This is a genomic window from Actinomadura sp. 6K520 (genome assembly GCF_004349245.1).
GTDB lineage: Bacteria > Actinomycetota > Actinomycetes > Streptosporangiales > Streptosporangiaceae > Spirillospora.
In genome coordinates this window covers 17629-43120 of the sequence record NZ_SMLC01000011.1, presented here as the reverse complement: position 1 = coordinate 43120, position 25492 = coordinate 17629, and the positions used below count along the sequence as shown (strand labels likewise).

22 protein-coding genes are annotated in these 25492 nt (G+C 72.9%); 8 read left to right on the top strand and 14 right to left on the bottom strand.

What is annotated here, in order from left to right; genetic code table 11:
• Positions 1–70: 70 nt before the first annotated feature.
• Positions 71–922 carry a universal stress protein gene (locus E1289_RS05350; protein WP_131975887.1) on the bottom strand — a complete coding sequence of 284 codons (852 nt, stop codon included), beginning with the start codon at positions 920–922 and terminating at the stop codon, positions 71–73.
• A 421-nt stretch (positions 923–1343) separates the two neighbouring features.
• Between E1289_RS05350 and E1289_RS05345 the strand changes: the two genes are divergently transcribed.
• Positions 1344–2705 (top strand): M28 family peptidase, encoded by a 1362-nt coding sequence (locus E1289_RS05345; RefSeq protein WP_131975885.1) that lies wholly within the window; start codon positions 1344–1346, stop codon positions 2703–2705.
• Between the two features lie 102 nt (positions 2706–2807).
• On the opposite strand, the gene E1289_RS05340 is transcribed toward E1289_RS05345, so the two are convergent.
• Positions 2808–3011 carry a cold-shock protein gene (locus E1289_RS05340; protein ID WP_067460243.1) on the bottom strand — a complete coding sequence of 68 codons (204 nt, stop codon included), beginning with the start codon at positions 3009–3011 and terminating at the stop codon, positions 2808–2810.
• A gap of 213 nt (positions 3012–3224) precedes the next feature.
• A complete protein-coding gene (locus tag E1289_RS05335) occupies positions 3225–3824 on the bottom strand; it encodes a hypothetical protein (protein WP_131975883.1) in 600 nt (199 codons plus the stop codon).
• Positions 3825–4178: 354 nt separating this feature from the next.
• Here E1289_RS05335 and E1289_RS05330 point away from each other — a divergent pair, with 354 nt between their 5' ends.
• On the top strand, positions 4179–4712 hold the full coding sequence (locus E1289_RS05330) for a DUF5994 family protein (protein ID WP_131975881.1): 534 nt from the start codon (positions 4179–4181) through the stop codon (positions 4710–4712).
• A gap of 53 nt (positions 4713–4765) precedes the next feature.
• Here the strand turns inward: E1289_RS05330 and E1289_RS05325 are convergent, their stop codons facing one another.
• From E1289_RS05325 to E1289_RS05310, 4 genes are all read right to left on the bottom strand, one after another.
• Positions 4766–5062 carry a hypothetical protein gene (locus E1289_RS05325; protein WP_131975879.1) on the bottom strand — a complete coding sequence of 99 codons (297 nt, stop codon included), beginning with the start codon at positions 5060–5062 and terminating at the stop codon, positions 4766–4768.
• Between the two features lie 172 nt (positions 5063–5234).
• Positions 5235–7790, bottom strand: coding sequence for an NACHT domain-containing protein (locus E1289_RS05320; protein ID WP_131975877.1), 2556 nt, complete (start codon positions 7788–7790; stop codon positions 5235–5237).
• A complete protein-coding gene (locus E1289_RS05315) occupies positions 7787–8458 on the bottom strand; it encodes a hypothetical protein (protein WP_131975875.1) in 672 nt (223 codons plus the stop codon). The genes E1289_RS05320 and E1289_RS05315 overlap by 4 nt, the downstream gene beginning before the upstream one ends.
• A 12-nt stretch (positions 8459–8470) precedes the next feature.
• Entirely contained in the window at positions 8471–12061 is a 3591-nt protein-coding gene (locus E1289_RS05310) for an AAA family ATPase (RefSeq protein WP_131975873.1), read from the bottom strand.
• Between the two features lie 196 nt (positions 12062–12257).
• Here E1289_RS05310 and E1289_RS05305 point away from each other — a divergent pair, with 196 nt between their 5' ends.
• Positions 12258–13040: an AfsR/SARP family transcriptional regulator gene (locus tag E1289_RS05305; protein WP_165970350.1), complete on the top strand. Its 783-nt coding sequence runs from the start codon at positions 12258–12260 to the stop codon at positions 13038–13040.
• 174 nt (positions 13041–13214) lie between these two features.
• Positions 13215–14780 (top strand): Nramp family divalent metal transporter, encoded by a 1566-nt coding sequence (locus tag E1289_RS05300; RefSeq protein ID WP_165970349.1) that lies wholly within the window; start codon positions 13215–13217, stop codon positions 14778–14780.
• Between the two features lie 8 nt (positions 14781–14788).
• On the opposite strand, the gene E1289_RS05295 is transcribed toward E1289_RS05300, so the two are convergent.
• Positions 14789–15580 (bottom strand): NUDIX domain-containing protein, encoded by a 792-nt coding sequence (locus E1289_RS05295; RefSeq protein ID WP_131975869.1) that lies wholly within the window; start codon positions 15578–15580, stop codon positions 14789–14791.
• Between the two features lie 225 nt (positions 15581–15805).
• On the opposite strand from E1289_RS05295, the gene E1289_RS05290 reads away from it, so the two are divergent.
• The 3 genes from E1289_RS05290 to E1289_RS05280 all read left to right on the top strand — a co-directional run bounded on the left by E1289_RS05290 (position 15806) and on the right by E1289_RS05280 (position 18574).
• Positions 15806–17086, top strand: coding sequence for a hypothetical protein (locus E1289_RS05290; protein WP_131975867.1), 1281 nt, complete (start codon positions 15806–15808; stop codon positions 17084–17086).
• A gap of 433 nt (positions 17087–17519) precedes the next feature.
• Positions 17520–18098, top strand: a complete 579-nt coding sequence (locus tag E1289_RS05285; RefSeq protein ID WP_131975865.1) for a DUF5994 family protein — start codon at positions 17520–17522, stop codon at positions 18096–18098.
• Positions 18099–18175: 77 nt separating this feature from the next.
• Positions 18176–18574: an STAS domain-containing protein gene (locus E1289_RS05280; protein ID WP_165970348.1), complete on the top strand. Its 399-nt coding sequence runs from the start codon at positions 18176–18178 to the stop codon at positions 18572–18574.
• Positions 18575–18599: 25 nt separating this feature from the next.
• On the opposite strand, the gene E1289_RS05275 is transcribed toward E1289_RS05280, so the two are convergent.
• On the bottom strand, positions 18600–19838 hold the full coding sequence (locus E1289_RS05275) for a PP2C family protein-serine/threonine phosphatase (protein WP_243712622.1): 1239 nt from the start codon (positions 19836–19838) through the stop codon (positions 18600–18602).
• A 295-nt stretch (positions 19839–20133) separates the two neighbouring features.
• Here E1289_RS05275 and E1289_RS05270 point away from each other — a divergent pair, with 295 nt between their 5' ends.
• On the top strand, positions 20134–21048 hold the full coding sequence (locus tag E1289_RS05270; RefSeq protein WP_207928800.1) for a LysR substrate-binding domain-containing protein: 915 nt from the start codon (positions 20134–20136) through the stop codon (positions 21046–21048).
• A 72-nt stretch (positions 21049–21120) separates the two neighbouring features.
• On the opposite strand, the gene E1289_RS05265 is transcribed toward E1289_RS05270, so the two are convergent.
• The 5 genes from E1289_RS05265 to E1289_RS05245 all read right to left on the bottom strand — a co-directional run bounded on the left by E1289_RS05265 (position 21121) and on the right by E1289_RS05245 (position 25485).
• Entirely contained in the window at positions 21121–21651 is a 531-nt protein-coding gene (locus E1289_RS05265) for a TetR/AcrR family transcriptional regulator (protein WP_243712621.1), read from the bottom strand.
• Positions 21652–21749: 98 nt separating this feature from the next.
• Positions 21750–23333, bottom strand: a complete 1584-nt coding sequence (locus E1289_RS05260) for a GMC oxidoreductase (protein WP_131975855.1) — start codon at positions 23331–23333, stop codon at positions 21750–21752.
• 186 nt (positions 23334–23519) lie between these two features.
• Positions 23520–24335 carry a glycerophosphodiester phosphodiesterase family protein gene (locus E1289_RS05255; RefSeq protein WP_207928799.1) on the bottom strand — a complete coding sequence of 272 codons (816 nt, stop codon included), beginning with the start codon at positions 24333–24335 and terminating at the stop codon, positions 23520–23522.
• 77 nt (positions 24336–24412) lie between these two features.
• Positions 24413–24784 carry a CBS domain-containing protein gene (locus E1289_RS05250; protein ID WP_131975853.1) on the bottom strand — a complete coding sequence of 124 codons (372 nt, stop codon included), beginning with the start codon at positions 24782–24784 and terminating at the stop codon, positions 24413–24415.
• 173 nt (positions 24785–24957) lie between these two features.
• Entirely contained in the window at positions 24958–25485 is a 528-nt protein-coding gene (locus E1289_RS05245; protein WP_131975851.1) for a PH domain-containing protein, read from the bottom strand.
• Positions 25486–25492 lie beyond the last annotated feature (7 nt).

Below are 25492 nucleotides of genomic sequence, written 5' to 3'. Positions count from 1 at the left end.
GAACCGGTAAGCCGTTGACGCGATGAAGGAGCGGAGGCCCCGCCCCTTCATCGCAGAGACGAACCGGGCGTCATGTGTAGGAGCGGACGACGGCGACCGGGCCGCGGGCGTGGTGGAGCACGCCGTGGCTCACCGATCCCAGCGGGATGTTGCGCTCCCGGGAGCCGACGACTACGAGGCCCGCGTTCGCGGACGCGGTCGCCAGCGCGTCGACGGGGTGGCCGACGAACACCTCTTCGGCGACCTTGACGTCCGGGTAGCGGTCCCGCCAGGGCGCCAGGACGGAAGTCAGGTGCTCGCGGGTGGTCTCTTCCGCGTTCCGCCGGTCCACCCGCGCCTCGACGGCGAGCGGTGCGGGCTGGCGGGCGTGCACCACGCGCAGCGGGGCTTCGCGGGCGGCGGCGGTGGCGAACGCGTAGTCGAGCACGGGCGCGGGGTCCTCGACCAGGTCGACGCCCGCCACGACCTCGTCGGCCGTGATGTCGGCCCGGTCGCGGACCACGACCACCGGGCCGGGGTAGGTGCCGGTCAGGCGCAGGCCGGTGGAGCCGAGCAGCAGCCCCGTGAAGCCGCCCCGGCCGCGATGGCCGACGACCACCGCCGCGGACTCGCCGGCGAACCGCCGCAGCCCGCTCGGTACGTCCGGCTCGTGGACGGCCTCGGTCTCGACGACGAGCCGCGGCTGCCGGCGCAGCGCGAGGGCCTCGGCGTCCCGCAGGATCCGGCTGCCCGCCTCGGTGAGTTCCGCGACGATGCCGTCGGTCGTGCGGGCGGGGACGTCCAGCATGGCCGTCTCCACGACGTGGACGAGGCGCAGGGACCTGCCGGTCCGCGCCGCTTCGTCCGCGGCCCAGGCGACGGCGAGGTCGGAGGGGGCGGAGCCGTCGGCTCCGACGAGGACGGCTCTTCGTTCCGTTGACATTTTCTCCTCCTTTATGAGGCGTATACGGTTAGTCTCCGTAATGGACGGCAGTGCGGCTCATCCGGCCACTGAACCTGTCAATATGAGGGTCCATTGGATATTCGCGGGCGAATAGCGACCTTGGTCCCGCGGCCGGCCGCCGTTGGTCCCTTTCCGGGTCTCCGGGTCAACGGGAAGGCCCGCACATGATCACGCCGTGCGGCCCCCGGCCGTGCGGCGGCGACCCGCGGTCGAACCCGGCGTGATCATCCCGACCGGTCTTGATCACGATTGAGTTGCGGAACGGTATGCCTTTCTTGCCGCTATAGGGCCCTTTTCGTAGGTTCGTGCAAACGGGGGCAAAGATCCTTGTCAGGTCGTCGCCCGGCACGCTTGAGACCCGAGCGGACGGGCACGGCCCCTATCTCCATGAGGAGACGCCATGTCCGAGGTCAAACGCCGCGACCTGCTGGCCGGAGCCGCGGCCTTCGCCGGGTTCGCGACCGTCGGCCTGCTCCCCGGCACCGCCGCCGCCGCGACCCGGCAGCGCCCCGGCGCCGCGCTGCCGCCCTCCCTCACCGTCGGCGACCGGGCCGTGGTCGCCCGGGTCGACGCCCGCCGCGCGCTGCGGCACCTCAGGGTGCTCAGCGACGAGATCGGCTGGCGTATCGCCGGCACCCGGTCCGAGCACCGCGCCGCCCGCTACATCGCCGGGACGCTGCGCGAACTCGGCTACCAGGTCGAACTGCAGCCGTTCCCGGTCGCCGACAAGTACCTCGCGGAGATCCGCGCCCGCGGTGAGCGGCTCTGGCAGTGCAGCGCCGCGCCACAGGGCGCCGTCGGCTCGGTGGACGGCAAGGTGGTGGACGTCGGCCGGGTCACCGAGATCACCGGCGACGTGCGGGGCAGGCTGGTGCTGTTCGACCGCGTGACCGGCATGGAGACCGAGCAGGCCAAGGCCGCCGCGGCCGCGGGCGCCAAGGCGGCGCTCATCGTCAACGCCCGCTCGGAGACCTACCCGGAGCGCAAGCCCGGCTCGTTCACCCCGAACCTGGGGGAGCAGGTCGCGATCCCGGTGCTGGGCCTGGCCGAGTACCACGGCGAGCGGATCCGCGCGGGCGCCCGGCGGCTGTCGTTCGAGGTCACGCACTACTCGGGGCTGACCTCGTACAACGTCCTGGCCGAGCGGAAGGCGACGCTGCCCAACCCCGAGGGCAAGGCCGTCATCGTCAGCGCGCACTACGACAGCGTCCCGGGCTCGCCCGGCGCCAACGACGACGGCAGCGGGACCGTGCTGTGCCTGGAGCTGGCGCGCGTCCTGCGGCGGCTGCCCACCCAGCAGGCGATCCGCATCTGCCTGTGGGGCTCGGAGGAGTACGGCCTGATCGGTGCCCGCCACTACGTGCGGGAACTCGACGAGGCGGGCGTCGCGCAGATCACCGGCTGCTTCCAGAACGACATGGTCGCCACCAGCCACCCGCCCGCGGACACCTACTGGCTGCTGTCCGTGGACGGCGCCGACAACACCACCACGGCCGCGGTGAACGCCGCCGCGGGCCGGCTCGGCTACGCCGGGCAGGTCCAGGGCCCCACCGCCCGCGGCTCCAGCGACCACGAGGCGTTCTACGAGCGCGGCATCGCGGCGGGCAACTTCAGCTGGCGCGGCGGTGAGGCGCCGAGCCAGCTCGAACCGCTCTACCACACCCCCGAGGACACGATCGCCCAGAACATCAGCCTGAAGCGGCTCCAGGTGTCGCTCGAACTGGTCGGCTGCGCCGCGTACGACGTGGCGCGCCGCCGGTAGCGGACGGACACCGGCCGGCGAAAGGACACCGCGGGCGAAAACGAGCGTGCCCGCCGCTCCGGGGAGACCCCGGGGCGGCGGGCACGCCCGCGCTGTCGCCGGTCAGGCGGGAACGATGTTCTCCGCCTGCAGGCCCTTCTGGCCCTGGGTGACGTCGAACGACACCTTCTGGCCCTCCTGGAGCTCACGGAAGCCCTGGGCAGCGATGTTGGAGTAGTGGGCGAAGACGTCGGCGCCGCCGCCGTCCTGCTCGATGAAGCCGAAGCCCTTTTCCGCGTTGAACCACTTAACGGTACCGGTGGCCATATTCGTTTCCTTCTGGGTCTATCCCGACCGCACACCGTGCGCGACCGAAACGCCGCGATGGCCCCATCCGGAAGATCCAGAACAACAAAAAATGCGCCTGAGGTCAGATCCGACAGGCGCACGAGAATGTCTATGGGAACCGCAACTACTCGTCACGGTATCACATGCTTCGCGGTACGGACCGGGGCGTGTCGGATTTCCGCCCCGTCCGGGTCACGAACGCGGGGTGTGCGGCGGCTGGAGCGGGATGACGTCCGCGTCCACCGGGCCCCGGGGGACGGCCGCGCGCCGGTCCTCGGCGAGCTGGATGAGGCGGGCGGCGGTGTCGGCGAACAGCAGCAACTGCCGGGCGGTGGACGGGCTGCACGGCGCCGCCCCGGGCGGCCCGAGCGCGGCGAGCACCCCGCGCGTCGCCTCCCCGGTGTCCAGCGGCAGGATCAGGATCGGGCCGGGCGGCAGCGTGCTGAGGGTCTGGTCGGCGACGATCCGGGCGGACAGCGCCCGGTGGGAGCTGAACACCCGGCCGAGCATCGACCGCCCGCGCCGCACCGTCAGCCCGCGCACCCGCTCGCTCCCGGCGCCGACCGCGATCTCGATGCGCAGCATGAGGGCGTCTTCGGCGGGCAGGGCGATGAACGCCAGCGGAACGGCCGCCATGGCGCGGGCCTGCTCCGCCACCAGGGTCAGCAGGCCGTGCAGCGGGGTCCCGTCGAGGACCGCCGTCATCAGGTCGAACGAGGCCGCGAGGCGCCGGGCGTCCGCCGCGCCGCTGGGCGGCCCCCAGGCGTCCGGCCGCAGGTCGTCACCGGTCATGCCGCACCCCGTCCCCCTGCTGCTCGGAGCCAGGGTCCCGGCGCGGGTCCGCACGGCCGGCCGAAGGGCCGCGCCGCCGGCGTTCGGCGGGGGAGGGCGGGGAGGTGCGGTGGCGTCACGGAGGCGGACCCGTCTGGCCCGGTAGCGAGCCGAGTGGCGAGATACCAGGGAGACGCGGGCTCGGCCGCCCGCGATGAGAACTCCTGGTCACCGCGAGTCTACGCCCTGAGCCGTGCACGTCGCGTGACGTAGACTGGCGGGCGCCGTGGGCATTCCCGCGCGCCGGCCGTCCTGCCGCGCCGTCCCCGGCGGTATACGTACCGGTCCCGTACGGACCGAGAATGGGGCCCGTCCATGGCCCGAGAAGCAGCGCAGCTCGCCTCCCCGGGCGCACCGCTCGAAACCGCACTCTCCGTAGCCGCGCTCCCTGCCACCGCACAGCCCGGCACGGCGCCCCCGGAAACCGCGACACCGCTGCGGCCGCGCCTGCGCCTCGTCCCGAGCGGCACCGGCCGCGGGGTCCTGGACGGCGGCTGGTGGCCCCGGTCCCGCGACACCGCCACCGAGCTCACCGACCTCCTGACCGCGCTGACCGGGCCGGACGGCGTCCCGGTGGCCCGGGTGACCATCGACTTCTACGACTGGGACGAGATCCCCCTCCGCATCACCGTCCAGGGGCGTGAGGTCCGGGTGGGCTGGCTGGCCCACCTCGACCACGTCGTCGCGGTCACCCACGGCCAGGCGGACCCGATCCTGCTTCTCGTCGTCCCGCCCGGCACGGCGTCCGCGTCGGCCGAGGCCGCGCTGGCCAGGTCCGCGATCGAGACCGGGGACATGATGCCGCAGGAGATCCTGGCCTCCTGCGACATCTCCACCGACCGCGTCTGAGACCGGGGAGCCGCCCGGGCGGGGACGGCGCCCGGTGGTGCGGCGGCGCGTTCCTACACGGGTTCGCTGGCCCAGTGCCAGCCGTCGCCGTCGTGCCGCGCGAAGACGAGCTGCGCACCGCCGGTGCGGCCGAGCTCGGCGACGGTCCGGATCAGCCGGCGGTGGAAGTCATCGGGCGGGCGCGGGTCGGTCGAGCCCTCCAGGAGGGTCACGCTGACCCGGGCCTCGTCGCGGAGCTGCGCGGTCAGCCGCCCGGTCTCGTCCAGGCGGACCACCACGATCATGTCGGCGCGGACCATGTCCTGACCCCCGCCGGCCTCGATCCAGACCTCGGGGACCGTCCCGCTCATCGGCCTCATCTCCTCGGCCACGACCGTCCGCGGCGGCCGCGCCACTCGACGTAGAGGGTTCGTCCTGCCCCGTGCCGCGCCGGTGGAAACCTCGGCCGGCCGGGCACGGTGGCGGACATCGCGCACGGGATCGCCCCCGGTGCGGCCACGGTGGCGTGCCGGGCCGGGTGGCTCAGCGGCCGTCGCCGGGTGCGCGCCGGTGCGGGGCGGGCGGGGTGAGGTACTCCTGGAGCTCGCGGTGGCGGAACTGGTAGGTGGCGCCGCTGACGCGCAGCAGCCGCGCCTCGCAGGCCCAGTCGAGGAAGGTCCACAGCCGGAGCGGGAGCAGGCCGCGTGCAGCCGCCACGAGTAGGCCGAGCATGGTGCGGCACCAGGCGACCGCGCCGAACGCCAGGCCGAAGGCCACCCCGCCGACGACCGCGCACGCGAGCGACACCGCGACGTCCTGGTTCTGGACGAACACGAGGAAGGCGGCGACCCCGCCGGTGAGGCCGAACGCCACACCGAGCGTGGGGTTGCGGTGGAGGGCCTCGCGCGGGTGCGCCAGCTCCGTCTCCTTGCTCCAGCCACCGGTGGCGATCTTGAAGACGACGCCGAGCGCGCAGGCCAGCGCGAAGGCTCCCGCGACCCCCGCGGCCAGCGGGAGCGGGCCCGCGCCGGCGAGCCGCAGCGGCGGCAGGCCGGTCAGCGCCCCGCACAGGCCGAAGCCGAGCAGCGTCACGGGCTCGGCCCGGACGGCCCCGGACACGGCCCCGGACAGGGTCACCCGCTCGGCGCCCTGCCGCCCGGCGGCGGTCACCCCGATCACCGCGCCGAGCGCCGCGCCCCCGGCCGCGCCCGCGGCGACGGCGAATCCGGGACCGAAGACCTCGCCCCCCGTCAGCGCCAACCCGGCCAGGCCGCCGAGGACGCCGACCGGGCCGGCCGCCAGGGCACCGAGGAGACCGCCCAGCAGGCGCCGCCTGAGGGGGACGTCGCTGCGTCCGCCGGTGGCGGTCGGCCACGGTGAGAGCGACAGGCCGGTGGCGATGTCCACCCAGGAGACCATGAGCGCGAGCGTGAGCCATGCTCCGACGTCGGGCCCGTCGCGCAGGCCACCGGGCCGGTCGACGGCCGAGCCCGTCCAGAACGCCAGCATCGCGAGGACGGCGAGGGCCGCGCCGCACAGGGCGTGCAGCGCCAGGACCCGGCGCCGCCCACCCAGCGGCCACAGCAGATGGGGGACGATGTCGATCCCCGTCAAGCCCGGCACCGGACGCTTCGTCCGGGCGGCGCAGTCCGCCTGCCAGCGCAGCTGGCCGGCCAGGTTCTCCAGCCACGACCGCACCTGCTCGGGACGGTACCGGGCCCCGTGGGCGGTGCGCGGCGCGAGCCGGGTCGCGGCGGGGACGTAGGCGTCGAGGAGCCGCCGGGCGATCGCGGCGGCGGCCTCGCCGGTGCCGCCGCCGGGCCGGGCTCGGAGCAGCTCGCCCGGATCGGCGCCGGACTCGACCGCGGTCGCGAGCAGCAGCAGCCGCCACGGGGTCGCGAGGGCGATGTGCACGGCCGTCCCCGACGGGCCGGCCAGCACCGCGAGGACGGCGTCGCGGTGCGCCTCGCACGGATTCCCGTCCGGCCAGCGGGCGTGCAGGTAGGCGCTGATCTGGTCGAGGGTCAGGTCGCGGAGATGGACCCGCGTGGCGTCGTCGAGCCCGGCCCGGGCGGCGGCCAGTTCCCGGTGCCGGTCGGACCGGCAGGTCACGACGACCGGCCCCGGCCGCCGTCCGGAGAGGTCGCTGTAGAGGTTCAGCTCGGCCAGCAGGCCGATCGCGTGGCGCGGCGGGCCCGTGGACGGGTCGGGGTCCAGTTCGTCCAGGCCGTCCACCACCGGCAGCACCCGGCGGTCCCGCACCAGCCGCGTGGCGTCCGCGGCCGTGAGCCCGTACTCGTGCACCAGCCGCTCGGCCAGCCAGGTCTCGAACGGGCTGCCCGGCCGCCAGCGGGCCGCGTCCAGGAGGACGGGCACCATCGGCCGGCCGCCGGGACGCCCGCCCGCCGCCACGATGGGCTCCACCAGCCGCAGCACCAGCTCGATGGCGAGCACGGTCTTCCCCGCGCCCGGATCGCCCACCACCATCAGGCGCTGCGGCCGCAGCCCGGCGAAGAAGCGGCCGATCGAGCGCGGGCCGTCCTCCGTCCCGCCGGGCGCGGCGCCGTCCGGCCCGAAGGAGACCGGCGCGACGGTGTAGCCGCCGAGCAGGCCCTTGCGCGTCCGGTCCTCCTCCCGCGCGACCCGCCGGGCGAGCAGTTCGACGGCCGGATCGGCCTCGGGAGGGCCGGGGTCCGGTGCGGCGGGTGCGTCCGGCTCCGCGGCGGCCACGGGCTCCGCCGCGGCCCGCTGGGGCGGCGCGTCCGGGGCCAGGGCGGTCCTGGCGGAGCGCCAGCGTTCGAGCTCCGCGGGGATCAGCTCGTCCGGATGGTCGCCGTAGCGGAGGCAGGCCGTGACGAACGCCTTCACGAAGTCCCACCGGGGGAGCCGGTCGGGCTGCCGCAGCACGTGCGAGGTCGTGCTCTTGGGCAGCGCGTCGACCTTGACCCCGTCCGGGGTGACGGTCTGGCCGCCGAGTGCCCGGAGCCTGCTCAGCGGCGGCTCGCCCGCCCACCGCCGGAGCCGGACCAGCGCCCCGACGAAGTCGGCGACGGTGTCCGCCTCCAGGGGGTCGGGCCGGTCCGGGCGGCCTCCGGTCACGGGCGGGCCGCCTTCACCAGCGACCACTCGAACCTCGCGCGGCCCCTCCGGGGCCACCGGCCGTCCCGGCAGGTGCCCGTCAGCGTCTGGACGTGGCGGCACTCCATGAGGAAGTTACGCGCCTCGTCGGACTCGACCAGTTCCCGCCCCACCGAGATGGGCACGAACCCGTGCCGGGGGATGAAGACCCACCGGCCGCGGTCCCAGTCGTAAGGGTCGAACCAGTGGTGCCGCACCGTGCCGGACACCCGCACCTCAGCCCCCGCCCGGGTGAGGATGAACGACCCCTGGGAACGCAGCAGGCTCATCCTGCTGACGTAGAAGAGCTCCGTGCCGATGAACGCGTTGATACCCGCGTCCCAGTGGTCGCGAAGCCAGGTGGAGGCGCCGTCGTCCAGGAGCCGCGCCTCCCGCGCGAGCTGCTTCTCGAACCGGCGGTGGTTCTTCCGCTCGGCCTTCCTGATCACCTTGAACGAGCGCAGCCACCGCTGCGACATCGTCCTGGAGGCGCCGGCACCGTCCATGAAGTGGTCCAGGACGTCGGCCGCCATCGGGTAGACGTCCCGGCTCTGGGTGACGATCGAGCGGAACAGCGCGGCCAGCTCCGGGACGGGCCGCCCGGTCCGGCGCCGGAAGCCTTGCAGGAACCCGCGAAGGAGCATCGTCATCGGCGCGCGTCGTCAATCGCATACGCGGCGGAAATCCTCGTGCGGCACATAGGTCTCCCACTCGGCGGGGGTGAGTGAACGGCCGGCGTTGGCGCAGGCCGCGTCAACAGGATCGGCCGGAGGTGCGACATTCCACAGTCTGGCGGTCCCGTCGCCGCTCACCGAGGCCACGGCCGCGCCGTCCGGGGTGTAGGCGACGTCGAGCACGGCCCGGGTGTGGCCGGTCAGCGGGGTCCCGATCTGGCGGTGGGTGGCGAGGTCCCACAGCCGCACGGTGTCGTCGGCGGAGCCGCTGGCGAGCGCCGTGTCGTCCGGACTGAACGCGATCGCGTTGATGGCGCCGGTGTGGCCGGTCAGCGCGGCGCCGAGGGGGCGGCGGCCCGGCACGTCCCACAGCCGCACGGCCTGGTCGGCGGCGGTGACGGCCAGGGTCCGGCCGTCGTGGCTGAACGCCAGGTCGTCGACGAACCCGCCGGTCCGGATGGGAAGCGGCGCCCCGGTCTGCCGGCCGGTCGCCACGTCGAAGAGCCGCACCCGGCGCTCCGCGCCCGCGATGGCCAGCGTGGAGCCGTCCGGGCTGAACGCCAGCGCCGAGACGCCTTCGGTGTGGCCGGGGACGTGGATGCGGGGCCCCTTCTCGCGCCGTGCCTCGACGTCCAGGAACAGGACCGACCCGCCGTGCGGGACGGCGAGGAGCCGCCCGTCCGGGCTGAGCTCCGCCGGACCGCCGGGCTTCTCCGCGAGGACGGGGGAGCCGATCCGCCGCCCGCTCGCCGCGTCCAGTATCCGCACGTCGTCCGAGGTCGCCACCAGGAGTGTCCGGCCCCCGGGACCGAAGCGGATCATGGAGACGCCGGTGTCCGCGGGCCCGAGGGGGCGGCCGATGAGGCGCTGCGTGCGCACGTCCCACAGCCGGACCGCCGCGTCGCTCCGGCCGCCGGTGGCCAGAATCCGCCCGTCGTGGCGGAGAGCCAGGGTCGCCGCCCCGTCCATGTCCATCCGCCCGCCGATCTGCTGGTGCGCCGCGGGGTCCCCCAGCCGCACCACACCGTCGTCGCCGCCGGCGGCGACGAGCGACCCGTCGGGGCTGAACCCGACCGCCCTGACGGGGAAGTCGGTGTCGCGCAGCGGGGCGCCCACCTGCTGGTGGCTGACGGGGTCCCAGAAACGGGTACTTCCGTCGCCTCCGGCGGTGGCGATCCTCGTACCGTCGGGGCTGACGTCGATTCCCAACAGCGGCGCCCTGCTCTCGGATCTGAGAACCGCTCCCGCCTGCCGGGCTCCGGCCACGTCCCACAGCCGGGCGGTGCCGTCCGAGCCCGCCGTCGCGAGGGTCGCGCCGTCCGGGGTGAAGGAGACGTCCGTGACGTCGCCGCCGTGCCCGGTCAGGGGATCTCCGGCCTGCTCGTAGGTTCCGGTGTCCCAGAGCCGGGCGGTGTCGTCCGTGCTCGCGGTGGCCAGGCGCGTGCCGTCCGGGCTGAAGGCAACCGCGTTGACGGCGCGGCCCAGCTTCCGGTCGGTGCGGCCCATGAGGTCCCCGCGTGGCCTGCGTGTGGCCACGTCCCACAGCTGGACGGTCCCGTAGAGGCTTCCGGTCGCCAGGGTGCCGTCCGGGCCGAACGCGATCGCCGACACGGCACCCTCGCTCCGCAGCGGCGTTCCCACCTGCCGGCGGGCGGCCACGTCCCAGAACCGGACGGTGTCCAGGCACGCCATGGCCAGCAGCCGGGCGTCGGGGCTGAACGCCACGGTGGCGTGGGAGCCGCATTCGTCCCGCCGGAAGCGGATCGGGGGGCCGAGCTGCCTGCGGGATGCGGGGTCCCACAGCCGCACCGTCTTGTCGAAGCCCCCGGTCGCGATCATCCGTCCGTCCGGGCTGAACGCCAGCGACCGGACGAAGCCGTCGTGGCCGGTGAGGTGCCCCCGGCCGGTGCGCGCCGCCGTGGCCAGCAGGCGGTGCCGGGCCTCGGCGGTGGGTGCGATCCGCCACGCCGCCACGGCCAGCAGCGCGGAGAGCGCTGGGTCGCCGGCGACCTCGCTCTGCGCCGCGAGCTGGCGTGACAGCGCGAGCCTGCGCTGCTCGTCCGCGCGGTCCGCCGCCCTGACCGCCGCGCCGGCGGCGGTCAGGGCGAGCACGGACAGCACCGCCAGGCCGGAGATGACGAGCCGCCGGCGCCGCCCGGCCCGCCGCGCCGCCGCCGTGGACGCGGCGACGAAGTCCGTCACCGTCGAGCCGGCCAGCGGGAAACCGGCGGGGTCGCGTTCCCAGCGGGGCCTGCTGTCGTCGACCGCCAGCAGCCGCGCGCCCCGGTACAGGAACGCCGGGTCCCGATGGTGCCCGGCCCACTCCGCGGCGTCCTCGATGAGCCGGTCGTACACCGCCTGCGCGGTCAGGTCGGGGCCGATCCACCGCCGGAGCGCCGGCCAGGCCGTCAGCAGGACGTCGTGCGCGATCTCGACGCCGTCCTCGTGCAGGGTGAGCAGGCGGCGGTCGGCGAACGCGGAGAGCAGCGCCCCGACCCGCGCCCGCCGCTCCGCCGTGTCCGCGGACGCGGCGGCGTGCACCTCGGCCAGCGTCGCCTTGCGCCGGACGATCTGCCCGCCCGGCGTGATCAGGGTCATCCGCCGGTGGACGCGGAGCGCGGTCTTGCGGTCCTCCGGCGGCAGACCGTCCAGGACGGCGTCGGCCGTCCGCCGCACCGAGTCGTGCACCCGGCCCGTCTCCTCGTAGCCGCGGATGGTGAGCCGACCGTCCGCGCGCCTCTCCCAGGTGTTGCGCAGCGCCTGCGAGAGCAGAGGCAGGGCACCGGCCTCGTACCCGTCGCCGCCGCGTAACTCGCCGAGGATGGTCTCCACCAGGCCGGGCTCAAGCTCCAGACCCGCCGCGGCCGCCGGGCCCGTGATGGCCAGCCGCAGATCGGACTCCGTCATCGGCTCGACGATGACCTGGCCGTCCTGGATGGCCTCGGCGAACCGCGGGTAGGCCGCGCACCGGTCCCAGTAGTCCGCGCGCACGCCGATGACGACCGCCGCGCCGGGCGGGCCCTCCGCCAGGGTGTGCAGCGTCTCGACGAACGCCTGGCGCTCCGCCTCGTCGGTCACCAGCGTGAACAGTTCCTCGAACTGGTCGACCACCAGGACCAGGCGGCCGCCTTCCGCGCGGACGCGCTGCGGCTCCTCCCGCAGCCGCCGGCGGAGCGCTTCGGGCCTCCCCCCGAACTCCCGCGCCCACGCCGCGGCCAGCGCCCGGAACGGCCGCGCGGTCGGCGTGACCAGCAGCCGCGGCCAGTGCCGCGACCCGGCGACCGGCAGTTCCCCCTCGGCGAGCGCGGGCAGCAGCCCCGCCCGCAGCAGCGACGACTTGCCCACCCCGGAGGCGCCCGAGACCAGCAGGACGGACCCGCGCTCCCCCAGCCGCGGGGCCAGCCGGCCGAGGAGGGCACGGGTGGTCCGCACGCGCCCGAAGAACAGCTCCGACCGCTCGGTCTCGAACGGCGCCAGGCCCTGGTAGGGGCAGACGTCACCGGACGGCGGGGAATCCGCGGGCGCGTCCGGCGGTGCGGGGGCCCGCGGCCGGTGGCCGTCCCGCTCCGCCTCGCTCATGGCGTTCATTGTGAACAACGGCGACCACGCTGATCAACGCGTCCGGGCGTTCCGGTGGACCGGGGACGCCCCCACCAGGCCGTCCGATCCCGTACGAATCCGTCCGACCGGTTGCCGGAACGCCCGGGACGAGCTTTCGATTGACCGGCGGGCCCCCGCGTGGCCGGGAGCCCGGCACACACTTCACGGGGGCAGGATGATGGAGATCAGTGAGCACTCGATCGCCGACCTGGGAGAACGGGGCCGGGGGGCGCTCTCCGTCCGGCTGCTGGGGCCGCTGGACGTCTCGGTGGACGGCGCTCCCGTCGCGCTGACGCCCGGCCGGCTGCGGACCCTGCTGGCCGTCCTGGCGCTCTCGGCGGGCCGTACCGTGTCCATCGAGAGCCTGGCCGCGGTGCTGTGGGCGCACGACGACCCGCCCCGCAACGTCCGCCGCAGCGTGCAGACCTACATCGCGCGACTGAGGTGCGCGCTCGGCGAGGACGCGATCTGTTCGGGGCCGGCCGGATACGTCCTCGCCACCGACCCGGAACGCGTCGACGCCCTGATGTTCCTCAGGCTGCTGAACATGGCCTCCGCCGCCCCGGACCCCGCCACGGAACGGACCCGGCTGGGCGAGGCCCTCAACCTGTGGCGGGGCCGCCCGTTCGACGGCGTGCCGTCGACCTGGCTCGCGGAGTCGAAGGCCCCCTGGCTCGTCGAGCGGTACCTCACCGCGCTCGAATCCCGGCTCGACCTCGACATCGCCGCCGGCAGGCACGCGGAACTCGTCGTGGAGCTGAGCGAGCTCACCGCGCGCCACCCGCTGCGCGAGTCATTGTGGGCCCGGCTGCTCATCGTCCTCGGCCGTTCGGGACGCCGCGCCGAGGCCCTGGCACGCTACGAGACCATCCGGACCCGGATAGCCGGCGAACTCGGCGTGGACCCCGACCCCGCCCTGCAGCGCCTCCACGCGGACCTCCTGACCAGGTGTCCTTAGCAGCCGATCCGGCAGTCGGGCGGCTGGAGGCCGGCGGTGACCGGGACGGCGACCCGCGCCGTCCCGCGACCGCCGAAAGCCGGGGCCGGAGGGGCCTTGCCGAAGCCGCGTCCCGGGCGGATCATGCAGGCAGCCGAGGAAGAGTCGGGGGCATGTTCCGCCGGGAGGCGCCCCATGACCGAGACCCCCGATCCCACCGGCAAGGGCCCCGAAGACCACGGCAGGGCACCCGTGGAAGGGACGGCGGAGGCCGCCGTCACCGGAACGTACAAGCTGGGGGTGAGCCGCCCCGACCTGCCGGTCACCGACCTGCCCACCCCCGAGGAGGTCTTCAACGTCCGGCGGATCGGCCCCAAGGAGCTGGTCAAGTACGCGCTCGGCCCGAGCCTGATCGCGCTCGGCATCTCCATCGGCAGCGGCGAGTGGCTGCTCGGCCCGCAGGCGGTCGGCCAGTTCGGGTTCGAGGGCGTCGGCTGGGTCATCCTCGTCTCGGCCCTGCTCCAGACCCTCTACAACATCGAGTGCTCGCGCTACGTGGTCGCGACCGGCGAGGCGCCGGTGGTGGGCTGGGGACGCGTACCGCCCGGCTGGTTCCTGTGGGTGCCGGTCTCGGTGTTCCTCATCCTGTTCGCGTTCATCGCCGGCGGCTGGGCGGCCTCCGCCGGGGAGGGGCTGTACGCCCTCGTCCACGCCGAGCTGCCGCCCGAGGGCGCCGAGGAACCGCGCATCTGGGCGATCGCGCTGCTGGTCGTGGTGTTCCTGATGGCCGCCGCGGCCCGCCGGGTCTCCCGCACGCTGGAACTGGCCAACTGGATCATGATCGGCGTCATCCTGGTCACGCTGCTGGTGCTGTGCGTCGTCCTGGTGCCGTTCGGCGTCTGGTGGGACGGCATCACCGGCTTCGTCACCCCCGCCGCCCCGCCGGAGGGCATCACCGCCACCCAGATCGGCGGGCTCGCCGGGTTCACCGCGCTCGCGTCCGGCCTCAACTGGTACGTGATGGGCCACTACCGGGACAAGGGCTACGGGATGGGCTACCGGGTCGGGTTCATCGCGGGCCTGCGCGGCCGCCGCGTCGAGATGCGGCCCAGCGGCGTGACCTTCCCCGACGACGAGAAGAACCGGGGCCTGTGGCGGCGCTGGTACCGGCTGCTGCTCACCGACATGTGGGCCGTCTTCTTCGCCGGCGCGATCATCGGCATGCTGCTGCCGACCATCCTGATGGCCCACGCGGTCGAGATCTCCGGCCAGGAGGTCACCCAGGGGAACGTCCCGACCTTCATCGCCGGCGCCCTGGACGCCGAGTACGGCCGCTGGCTGTTCTACATCGCGCTGATCCTGGGCGTGCTGATCCTGTTCACCACCCAGCTCGGCATCTTCGAGGCGATGGTGCGCGTCACCACCGACGCCGCGCACGCCACCAGCCCCCGGCTGCGCACCCTCCTCGAAGGCGACCCGCGGCGCTTCTACTACCCGTTCATGCTGCTGCTACTGGTGGTCATCGGGGTCATCCTGCACCTCGCGCTGCCGGTCAGCCTGGTGCAGTGGTCGGCGAACATGTCGAACCTGGGCGCGCTGATCTTCCCGTTCATGCTCATGTACCTGAACAGCAGACTCCCGCGCCCGGCCCGTCCCCGCCCCTGGCACTACGTCATCCTGGTGCTGAACTTCCTGTTCTTCGGATTCTTCTTCCTCAACTTCATAGCCGACTTCATCGGCGACCCCCTGGTCACCTTCTGAGGCGGGGGCTATGCCCAGCCGTCGACGCTGAACGCCTCGCCGCGCGTGATCGCGGCGAGGACCAGCGCGCAGTGGGGAATCACGTCGTCGGGCGGGGCCGCCGGGTCGATCCACAGGGCCTCCGACGCCCTGTCCGGTTCGGCGGCGTGCGGCTCGCCCTCCCAGCGGTCGAAGCGGAACCAGAAGTCGCTGACCGCATGGCAGGGGCCGGGCAGCGTCCTGGCGGTCCGGTGCATGACGTGGACGAACCGGGCGTCCTCCCGCCGCAGCCGCACACCGGTCTCCTCCGCGGCCTCGCGGATGGCCGCCGCGAGAACGTCCTCGCCGGGCTCGATCCGTCCCGCCGGAGGGGAGAGCCACCCGTCGCGGTAACCGGTGTTGGCGCGGCGCAGCATCATGACCTTGCCGTCCTGGCGCCGCAGCAGCACGTGCGGCGCGACGAAGGACCCGAACCAGCCGCCGGACGGCGGGGCCGCGACCTCCCGGGCAGAGACGATCTCCAGCCGCTCGGCCATATGCCGTTCGGCCTGCTCGGGCCCGCCCGCGAGATCGAGCATGGGCGCCGCCGCGGCGAACATGACATCGGTCAGCTCGTCGAGGACGTCGGACCTGTCCTTGTGGCGGCCCTTGCGCGGGTTCCCGCCGATCATCCCGATGTAGGCTTCCGCGACCTCACCGACCTCCTCGGCGATCTTCAACACCAGCGTCTGCGTCGGCACCTCGGCCAGGTAACCGTTCCGGATGCGCGCGGCATCGTCCCAGAATCCACGGCAGGGCTCAGCACTCTCGAAGTCGACCACCACGCGACCCTAAAGCCCGCGACGCCACCCCACCCCCACTTCCCGAACGTGTGGTCGGGGTGCCGGATGACATGGACCTCGGCCTTCGGGGGTCTACCTCGGGTTATGTCGGTCGTTTGTGCCGGAGGGCTAAAAAACGCCTGCCGGATGCTCTGTTCCGGGCATTGGCGGCGGGGCGGACGGGGCTTACTGTGGCGCGACCCGGGTTCGCAGGAGGTACCTGCCGTGGTCCACCACCTTTCCAAGTCCTGGCGCGGCCTCGCCGCCGCGTGCCTTGCCGGGGCGGCGCTGAGCGCCGTGCCCGCGGGGGCCGCTCACGCCGCCCCGCCTGCCGAAGACCGGGTCACGGTCACCGCGGCCGGGTCGCCTGCGTACGACCTGACCGGGGAGCTGTCCTCGGGGGCCATTGCCGTCCTCGACAACGTCGCCACGTTCGAGACCGACAAGATCCAGGGGACGGGTTCGCTCCCCGGCGCCGACGGCGGGACGGCGAACGTCTCCTTCCGGATCGCCCGCACCCTGTTCGGGTTGAAGGGCGACTTCACCCTCAAGGATCCCGGCGCGGGTGTGGAGATCTCCGCCAGGATCAACGGCGGGGTCACGGCCCCGGGCCAGGCGACGGTGAGGTGGGAGGGGAACGGCACCGTCCGGCGCGGAGACTCGTCCGCGACACGGCCGGTCACGTTCACGGTCGAGGATCGCCGGCCCGACCCGGGTGACCACGCCATCCGCATCACCCATGCCGGGCAGGCCAGGAACGCCATCCTCCGCCTGCCCGACGACTACGACGGCACCCCGCGGCCCGTGCTGTTCCACTTCCCCGGGCTTCTGGAGTCGCCGGGTGCCGCCGAGTACTTCGGCCGCATGGCCGACTACGCCCAGACCCGCGGCTTCATCATGATCACGCCGGAGCACCACGGAATCGGCTGGCAGGGCGTCCCGGGCGGGACGTCCTCCCCGGACGTGGACGACCCCGGCTTCGTGCGGCGTCTCCAGGATATCCTCGTCGAGCGCTTCAACGCCGATCCCGCGCGCCTGTACGCCTCGGGCATGAGCAACGGCGGCTTCTTCACCCACAGGATGGCCTGCGAGAACGACCGGTTCGCGGCCTATGTCGCCGTCGCGGGCCAGCTGACCGGCACCGCCTCCTGCCGCCCGGGACGGCATGTCCCGATCGTCATGATCCACGGCGACGGCGACTTCGTCGTTCCCTACGCGACGGTGCAGCCGGCGCTCGACTTCTGGACGAGCCACAACGGCTGCGGCACCAGGAGTGTCGCCACGCAGCTGCCCGACATCGCCCCTGACGACAACACCACCGTCGTCCGTCACGATTATCCGGACTGCGCGGCCGACGGGCCCGTGATCCTTTACCAGATCAAGGGCGGCGGTCACAACTGGCCCGGCGGCCTCCCGTTCCTCGGCCCGTTTCTGGGCGGGACGACCTATGACATCGAAGCCAACGCCGTGATCTGGGACTTCGTCTCCCAATACCACCTCCCCTGAGGGGACCGGTGGTGCGCGAAGGGGGCGGCGCCGGACGTGGGCCTGCCGTCTTCGGGTGCCGGCGACGCCGCCAGTGAGCAGGGTAGGCAGGCACCGCCCAAGGCCGCCCGCTCGGGGAGGAGCGGACGGCCCTGGAGCATACCGGTGCAGCCCCGCGATGACCGGTCGCTCCCAGTCGACAGCTGCGACCCGATTGTGGAAACAGGCAATCTATGCATATGCCATCACTTGTGCTGATGACCGTCGCCCAGCAGACGATGGAACGTGATTCTGCGTTTTGGTATATCGCCCAAAACTCGTTTTTGAATTTTCGGGATATTGTCAATTAATCGGGTAGACTCAAATTATCCGGCGACGACGACATCCTCGTTCTGAGGTTGCTCCGCCACACCGGCTCCCCGCGTCACCCGAACTCCGACGGAAGGCGCCGGCCATGTGGAACACCATCGAACGTCGCACGACGATCAGCTTGTCGCCACCCTCCACGCCACGGTTGCGGCTGCGCGCCGAGGCCCTTCCCGGCTCGGCACGAACCGCCCTGGACGGCGCCTGGTGGCCCCGGTCGACCGACCCGGTCGCGGAACTGCCGGGCCTGATCCTGGCACTGCAGGACCACGGCCCCATCGACGGTCGCCGGCCCATCACGCACGTCATGCTCCGGATCGACGACTGGGACGGCAGACCCCGCCGGCTGCGCGTCGACGGCCCGGCCGGCACCCGGGTGGTCCGGCTGAGCTGGTTCGACTCCCTTCCGTCCGGGCTGCTCACCGCGATCCACGCCGGCGGCCGGCGCGTCGACCTGTTCACCGTCCCCGTCTCCACCCCGCACGCCGAAGCCGAGGCGTCGATGGAACTGGCGTCCCACCCTCGCAACCAGATCCACACCCCGGGCCTGCTGGCCGCCCTGCCCCCACCACGGGGCGGGACGGGCCGGGCCGGCGCCCCGGACGACTCGGTGGGCGCCTGGGAGTCCGAGGGCGGGCGACTGCGCACAGAACTCGCGGCACGTTGACCGGGCGATCCGCCCCGGCGCGCCGGTCCGGCCCGGGGCGGCCGGGCACCATGGCCCCACTGCGATCGGAGATCGCCATGAGCAGTTCCCCCACCATCCCCGCGTCGGCTACGGGGAGCCTGGTCTCCGTCCCCGACGAAGTGAGGATGCCCAACCACCAGCGCCCCGGTCACACCATCGTCGCGTTGACGGGCGCCCTGGACGCCACCGCCGCACCGGCGCTGCGCGAGCACCTGATCGGAGTGCTGCGGCGCAGCGGCCGGCTGCTGATTCTCGACCTGCGGGAGGTGGCGTCCGCCGACGCGGCCGGGCTGACCGTGCTGATCGGCATCCGGCGCCGCGCCGCCGGACTGGGCATCGTCGTGCGGCTGGCCGCTCCCGCCCCGCAGGTCGCCGCGCTGCTCCGCATCACCGGGCTCGACCGCGCACTCACCGTCCGCCCCGCCCAGGACCGCTACGCCGAACCCGCCGCATGACGGCTATCGCGCCGGCGGCTCGCGGTCACAGGAATGCGTGAGCGAGGTGGTCGGCGCTTCCGCCGCGCCATTCGATGAGGAAGAGGCTGGCGTCGTCGCTGGTGATTCCGCCTCTTTCCCGCAGGAGTGTATGGGAGAGCATTCGCGCCATCTGCTGGACGGTCGCGCAGGCGGGGCCGACGCGTTCGATGGTGGCGACCAGGCGTTCCTCGCCGAACAGCCTCCCGCCGGTGGTGTGCTCTTCGACGAGGCCGTCGGTGTAGGCCAGGACCCGGTCGCCGCGGCGGAGCCGCACACTGTTGATCTCCGGGTTCGCGCCGCCGAAGCCGACGGGCAGCGTGCCGGAGCCTTCCAGCGCGCCGATGACGTGGTGATCACGGATCAGCATCGGCGCCGGATGTCCGGCATTGACCCATTCCAGGCGGCCGGTGCCGGTGTTGAGGCGCATCATCTGTGCGGTGAGGAAGTGGTCGGGGCCGAACTGGGCGTCGATGGCGGTGTCCATGAACGAGTACAGCTCGGCGAGGCCGGCGTTCGCGCGTCTGGCGTGCCGGTAGGCGCCCACGGCGACGGTGGCCAGCACCGCGGCGTTGAGGCCGTGGCCCATCGCGTCGATCATGGCGAGGTGCAGGATGTCGTCGTTGAGGGCGTAGTCGAGGCTGTCGCCGGCGACGTTGTAGGCGGGTTCCAGGATGCCGGCGACGGCGACCTGCGGCGTGGTCATGGTGAGCGGGGGCAGCAAGGACCACTGGATCTCCGCGGCCACGCTCATCGGTTCGCGGCGCCGTGCCCGGACGAACTGGTCGGTGTAGTTGTTCTTGGTCACCAGCATGTCGGCGACCAGGCCCGCGAGCCGTCGCAGCAGGCGGCGGTCGTCATCGCTGACGTCGTCCAGGGTCACGGCCATGACGCCGATCTCGTCGCTGCCGTCCAGCAGCGGCAGGAACATGCGCACACCGTCGTCCAGCGGATGTTCGACGGCGGTCTCCGACAGGAACGCGCGTCCGGCCGGAGACCCCTCCAGCGGTATCGGTTCACCGTCGGTGAGGCCCCTGCCCGGTAGCGGCACCAGGGAGTGCTGGGCGTAGTCCTGCAGCAGGATCGAGATGTCCCGGCCGCCGACCGCGCGTACCTCCTCGGCCACCAGGGGGGCGATGAGCTGCGGCGGCATCTCGTGCGCCCGGTCCAGCAACTGTCCCAGCAGCCGCTCGCCGAAGCCTTCGCTGCGGTCGACCGCGTCCCCCGGCCCGATCGGTTCCCCCACAGCCGTCTATGTGCCCTCCGGCGCATACGGTAACGCCAAGTATCTAGGACCGTCCGGAATCGTGACCGTTCTGGTGGGCCCCGGCCGGTGCGGAGCGCCGCCGGATCCGTCAGACCAGGAGGTCGTGGACGTAGCACCGGCTCCAGCCGGATTCCGGTTCCATGGCGGCGGCGAGTGGGTGATCGGCCTCTTGGCAGCGCGCTCGGGCCCCGGGTCGGTGAACCTCTCCCGGCGCACGCCGCCATGTAGGCTGCTTGACGCAGGTCTCGCCGTTCCAGCTCAGAAAGTGGGAGATGTGGAACTGCGCCAGCTCCGCTATTTCGTCGCCGTTTCCGAGGAGCTGAACTTCGGCCGTGCGGCGGCCCGTGAGCACATCGTGCAGTCGGCGCTGAGCCAGCAGGTGCAGCGGCTGGAGCGGGAGCTGGGGGTGCGTCTGCTGGAGCGCACCACGCACTATGTGGCCCTGACCTCGGCGGGGGCGGCGTTCCTGGTGGAGGCGCGGCAGATCCTCGCCCATGTGGAGCGCGCCGCCCAGGTGGCCCGGACCGCGCAGGGCACCTCGCCGGCGTTGCGGGTCGGCATCATCGATGCGAGCTACGATTCCATGCCGCAGATCTTGCACGAGGCCCAGGCGCTCTACCCGGACCTGGTGATCCACCAGGTGGAGGCCGGCGTCCCGGAGCAGTACCAGCAGCTCGTGGACGGGCGCCTCGACGTGGGCATCGGCCGTGCCGCGCTGGCACCGAGCGGGGTCGCCTCGCAGCTGTTCCGCCGGGACCGTCTCGGGGTCCTGGTCCCGCGCGGGCACCGGTTCGCCGACCTGGACGCGGTGCCGGTCGAGGCCCTCGCCCGCGAACCGCTGCTCCTGGCCGAGGAGATGAAGGCGCCGGAGTTCAACCAGTTCACCGTCGAGATGTGCCGGGCCGCCGGCTTCACCCCGACGGTGTACCAGGGCACGGTCGACAGCATCCGTGCCGCATCGACCCTGGTCGCCCAGGGCCGCTGCCTGTACTGCGTGCCCGCCTCCTGCATCTCCGCGCTGCCGGGAACGATCTGGCGCCCGCTCACCGAACCCGCCTCGTTCTACCCCTGGTCGATCCTGTGGCGCGCGGACGACGACTCCGACCATGTCCGCGCCGTCGTCGCCTGCGCCCGCGGCATGTCCGAGCGGCTCGGCTGGCTGGTCACCGCCGACCAGCCGGCCGAATGACCGCCGGAGGCCAACGCCGTGATCTGGGGGTTCGGCTCCCGGTACCGCCTTCCCTGAAGGGGCGGAAGACGCTCAGGAGGTCGCGCGCGGCCGCAGGCGGAGCATGCGGAAGACGGTGGCGGTGAGGTGGCGGCGCAGCGTTTCGTCGTCCAGGCCGGCCAGCCGCGGGTCCATGCCGGCGACCAGCAGGGCGCCGCTGACCATGGCGCTGTTCACGAGCGTCTCGGCGTCGGGCTCCGGGCCGGTCAGCACGGCCTCGATGCGCTCCTCCAGCCCGCGCAGCGGCGGCCGGCTCCGGACGAGCCGGCCCACCTGCGGATCGGTCATGATCATGGCGAACAGCCCGCGGTGCCGCACCACGAGGTCGACCACGCCCTCCAGTGCGACGCGAAGCCGGTCGTTGCGGTGCCGCCGCGCCTCGGCCGCGGCCGCCACGGTCTCCAGCTCGGCCAGCGCGGGCGCGATCACGGCCTCGACGATGTCCTCCTTGGAATGGAACTGGTGGTAGACGGCGGCCTTGGTCACGCCCAGCTCGTCCGCGATCATCTGCAGCGAGGTGCCGCTGACCCCGTGCCGCATGAACAGCTCCAAGGCGGCCGCCAACAGCCGGCTCCGAGCCGTTCCCACCCGCAAACCCCCTCCGCCGGTCCGCGGGCGACGCCGCCCCGCGGACCACGCAGCCTACCCAGTGGCGGGGACGGTCAGAACACCGTTCCGACGTCCCGGGCGACGAGTTCGTCGGTGGCCCGCTCGGCCACGGCGGCGATGGTCATGGACGGGTTGCAGGCCGCGGTGGTGCCCGGCATGAGCGCCCCGTCCAGCACGTAGAGGCCGCGGTGGCCGAGGACGCGCCCGGCGAGGTCGCAGACCACGCCCATCGAGGCGCCGCCGAGGGGATGCCAGGTGGACGGCACGATCGCGTTGGTGTCGAGGAGCAGCGCGGCCGCCCCGGTGATCCTGCGGGCGCGCTCCTGGAGCCGGTCGTACAGGGGGCCGTCGCCGCCGCGGGGCCAGCGCAGGACGGCGTCGTCCGTCCGGGCGTCGTAGACGAAGCGTCCGCGCCCCTGGCTCACGCCATAGCCGACCAGCATCGTGGAGCGCAGGTTGGCGGGCAGCGGCGGGAGGGAAGCCTGGATGACGGTGTTCGCGGTGGCGGGGTCGTCCCATTCCCTGCTGCCGTAGACGACCGGACCGCCCTGCGGGACGCCGAAGTCGTCGGCGAAGTCGGTCCAGACGTAGATCCGGTCCCCGTTGGTGCCCCAGTTGGTGCCCAGGCCATCGGGCATGTCCGGAATCTGGCCCTTGCCGGCCGCGCGCATCAGCAGTTTCGTGGTGTTGGCGGTGCCGGCCGCCATGACCAGGGCCCCGGCCGTGATGATCTTCTTCTCCAGGACGGTCCCGTCGGTGCCGATGCGGTCGACGAGGACCTGCCAGCGGCCGTCCGCCGCCATGGCCACATCGGTGACGTTGTGCTGCGTCGCGACCGTGACGAGGCCGGTGGCCTGGGCGGCGGCGATGTAGGTGACGTCGACCGAGTGTTTGCCGCCGTTGTTCACGCCCAGGGAGCAGTCACCGTTGGTGTAGGACGGCTTCATCTCGCCCTTGAGCTCACGCAACGCGAAGGACCAGTCGATCGGCATCGGGATCTTCGAGACCTCGTAGCCGGCGCGCTCGGCGTTGCGGGCGAAGACGCGGGACGGCCGGTAGGTGTCGCTCGCGATCAGTTCGTCCGGCGCGGTCTCCACCCTGAGCATGCGGGCCACCCGGGGGTAGTGCACCCGCTGCATCCGGGCGAAGTCGAGCCCGTCGGGCATGGTCGCGTTGAAGACGTCCTCGGTCGGCTGGAGGGTCATGCCCTGGTACACCAGCGACCCGCCGCCGACGCCCGCGGCGCACATGATGTTCATCCCGTCGCCCTTCACCAGTTCCAGGAGACCGGTGTACGGGTCGTGGACGGGCATCGGGACACCGAAGAGCTCGGGGTCGAGCCCCATCCACATCGCCCGCTTGTCCGGGCCGGTGGCGTGCGGGAACGTCTCGGCGTTCGGGCCGGTGGGCCACCAGATGCCCCGTTCGAGGACCAGCGACGGCACCCCGGCCCGCGCGAACCGCAGCGCCGCGACCCCGCCCCCGAATCCCGATCCGACGATCACGAGGCGGTGCTCCTCGCGGGTCACCCGGACGCGCCTGCGCGCACCCGCGCGGGCCCGCGGCGTGCCGAGGACGGTGAGCCCCGCGGCCGCCGTGGCACCGGCGAGCAGGGAGCGACGGCTGATCTCGGCCATGGGACTCCAGAGCATCGGGGGACCGGCGAGCCCGCGGATCAGAAGTGGTTACTTACCGGTGGAGTCCGAGGCTAATGATCAAGAGTCGTCATGTCTAGCCGTTCGGCTATCTTTTTGATAGCCGAACGGCTAGCTACTTTCCGGTGTGAGCACGGTCTTCCGGCTCAATGCGTTGCCGGGACTCGTTCAGGCCCGGCCGCGGCGCGGCTTGTACGACTTCGGCAGGCGCATGCCGCGGTCGGCCATGATCTGGCGGACGCGGTCCGGATAGTCGGTGATGATGCCGTCGACACCCATGTCCATGAGCGCTTCGACGGTGGCGGGATCGTTGGTGGTCCAGGGAATCACCTTCAGCTTCCGGGCGTGCGCCTGGCGGACCATCGCCACGGAGACGTAGAAGCGGAAACCCGGGTCTCCGATCTTGCCGTTCTGCGGGAATCCGTAGACGGGCGACAGCGCCTTCACCCCGGGAACGGCGGCGGCGGCCTTGACGAAGTCGCCGTCATAGTCGTCGGCGTCGATCCCGCCGAGCCAGGGGGACGCGCCGGGCAGGCCCACCTGCAGGAAGTCGTAGTTCGTCAGTGCCACCAGCGGGTAGGACGGCGCGAGCCTGTGCATCTCCTTCAGTGCCCCCCAGTCGAAGGACTGGACGGTGACCTGCTTCTGGATGCCTGACGCGCGGATCTCCTCGAAGACCCGGCGGACGAACAGCTTCCGCGGCGCCGTCTCCTCGGGCGCCCCCGCCTCGACCTTGGTCTCGATGTTCAGCTTGACCCGCTTGGCGCGGTAGCTCTTGACCAGGTCGAAGACGTCCCTGAGCTCCACCATCCGGAAGCCCTTGATCTGCTCCTGCCCGGGGTGCCCGGGCAACTGCTGGTATCCGCAGTCCATGGTCTTGATCTGGGCCAGCGTCAGGTCCTTGATGTACTTGCCGACATACGGGTACATCGGGTCTCCGGGCCGCGCCGGCGCGGTGTCACGGCACTTCTGCGCGGCGCCCATGGTTGCGATTCAAGAGGCAGCGGAGGAACCCATGGCCGGCGGACCCGGTGTCGCTCCACGGCCGGGGCGGCCGGACGTCAAAGCGCCCATGTCTCCAGGGCCAGCAGGTCCCGCATCGAGACCATGCCGACGAGGCGCCCGTGGTCGTCGACCGGCAGGTGGCGGATGCCCTCGTCCAGCATCCGGCGGGCGACCTCGCGCGAGTCCTCGTCCAGCGCGGCGGTCTTGAGCCTGGTCGACGCGTACGCCGTGGCCCGGGAGGCCGGATCCGCGAGTGCGGCCAACGCGCCGAGGAGGTCCCGCTCGGTGATGATCCCGGCGACCCGCTCACCGTCGAGCACGGCGAGGGCGCCGACGTCCTCCTCCACCATCTGCCGCGCCACCTGGTCCAGCCGGTCCTCGGCCCGGCAGCTCAGGACCCCCGGCCGGTACACGTTGCTGATCAGCATGTTCCCTCCCCCGATCGGTTTGCCCGACAGAGGGTGACATGTCCCCTCCACTCCGCCGGAAACGCCGAAAGGGCTGGAGAGCCGGTTCGCATCGCGCCCCGCCTGGAGCGGCGACCGCCTCCGGCGTCAGCGCCCAGCGGACGGCCTCGTGGGCGGCGCCGCGCCGCCGGGGCTCACCTGTAGTCGGCCATGCCCGGGCCCGCCTGCCGCTGACGCTCGGCGTCCACGGCCTGGTAGATCTTGGACTTGAGCCCCTCGGGGTCGGGGACGCGCTTCAGCCGCAGCATCCCGTGTTCGGACGCGGACTGGATGTCGAGCGTCCCGTACCGCCAGATCCGCTCCCACAGCGTCACCCGGAACGCCACGTCGTTGACGCGGATCAGCGGGATGCTGTGCCCGGTCTTGGTCAGGAACCCGCTGCGCTTGTAGACCCGCTTGGTCGTGATGATGTAGACGGTGCCGCGCCACCGCAGCAACGGGACCAGCCAGAACCACAACGACAGGGCCGCGGCCGCACCGAGGACGACGAAGTCGGCGATCCGTCCCCAGTCCTCGCCGGCCGGGATGACCCACAGCAGTGCCCCGGCGACGATCCAGACGAGGCAGAGGATCACGAACTCCCCGACCAGCTCCGTCCAGTGCTGGCGCGTCGCGTGCACCAGGGACTCGTCTTCGGCGAGGTAACGGTCAGCGAAGCCCATGCCGCGC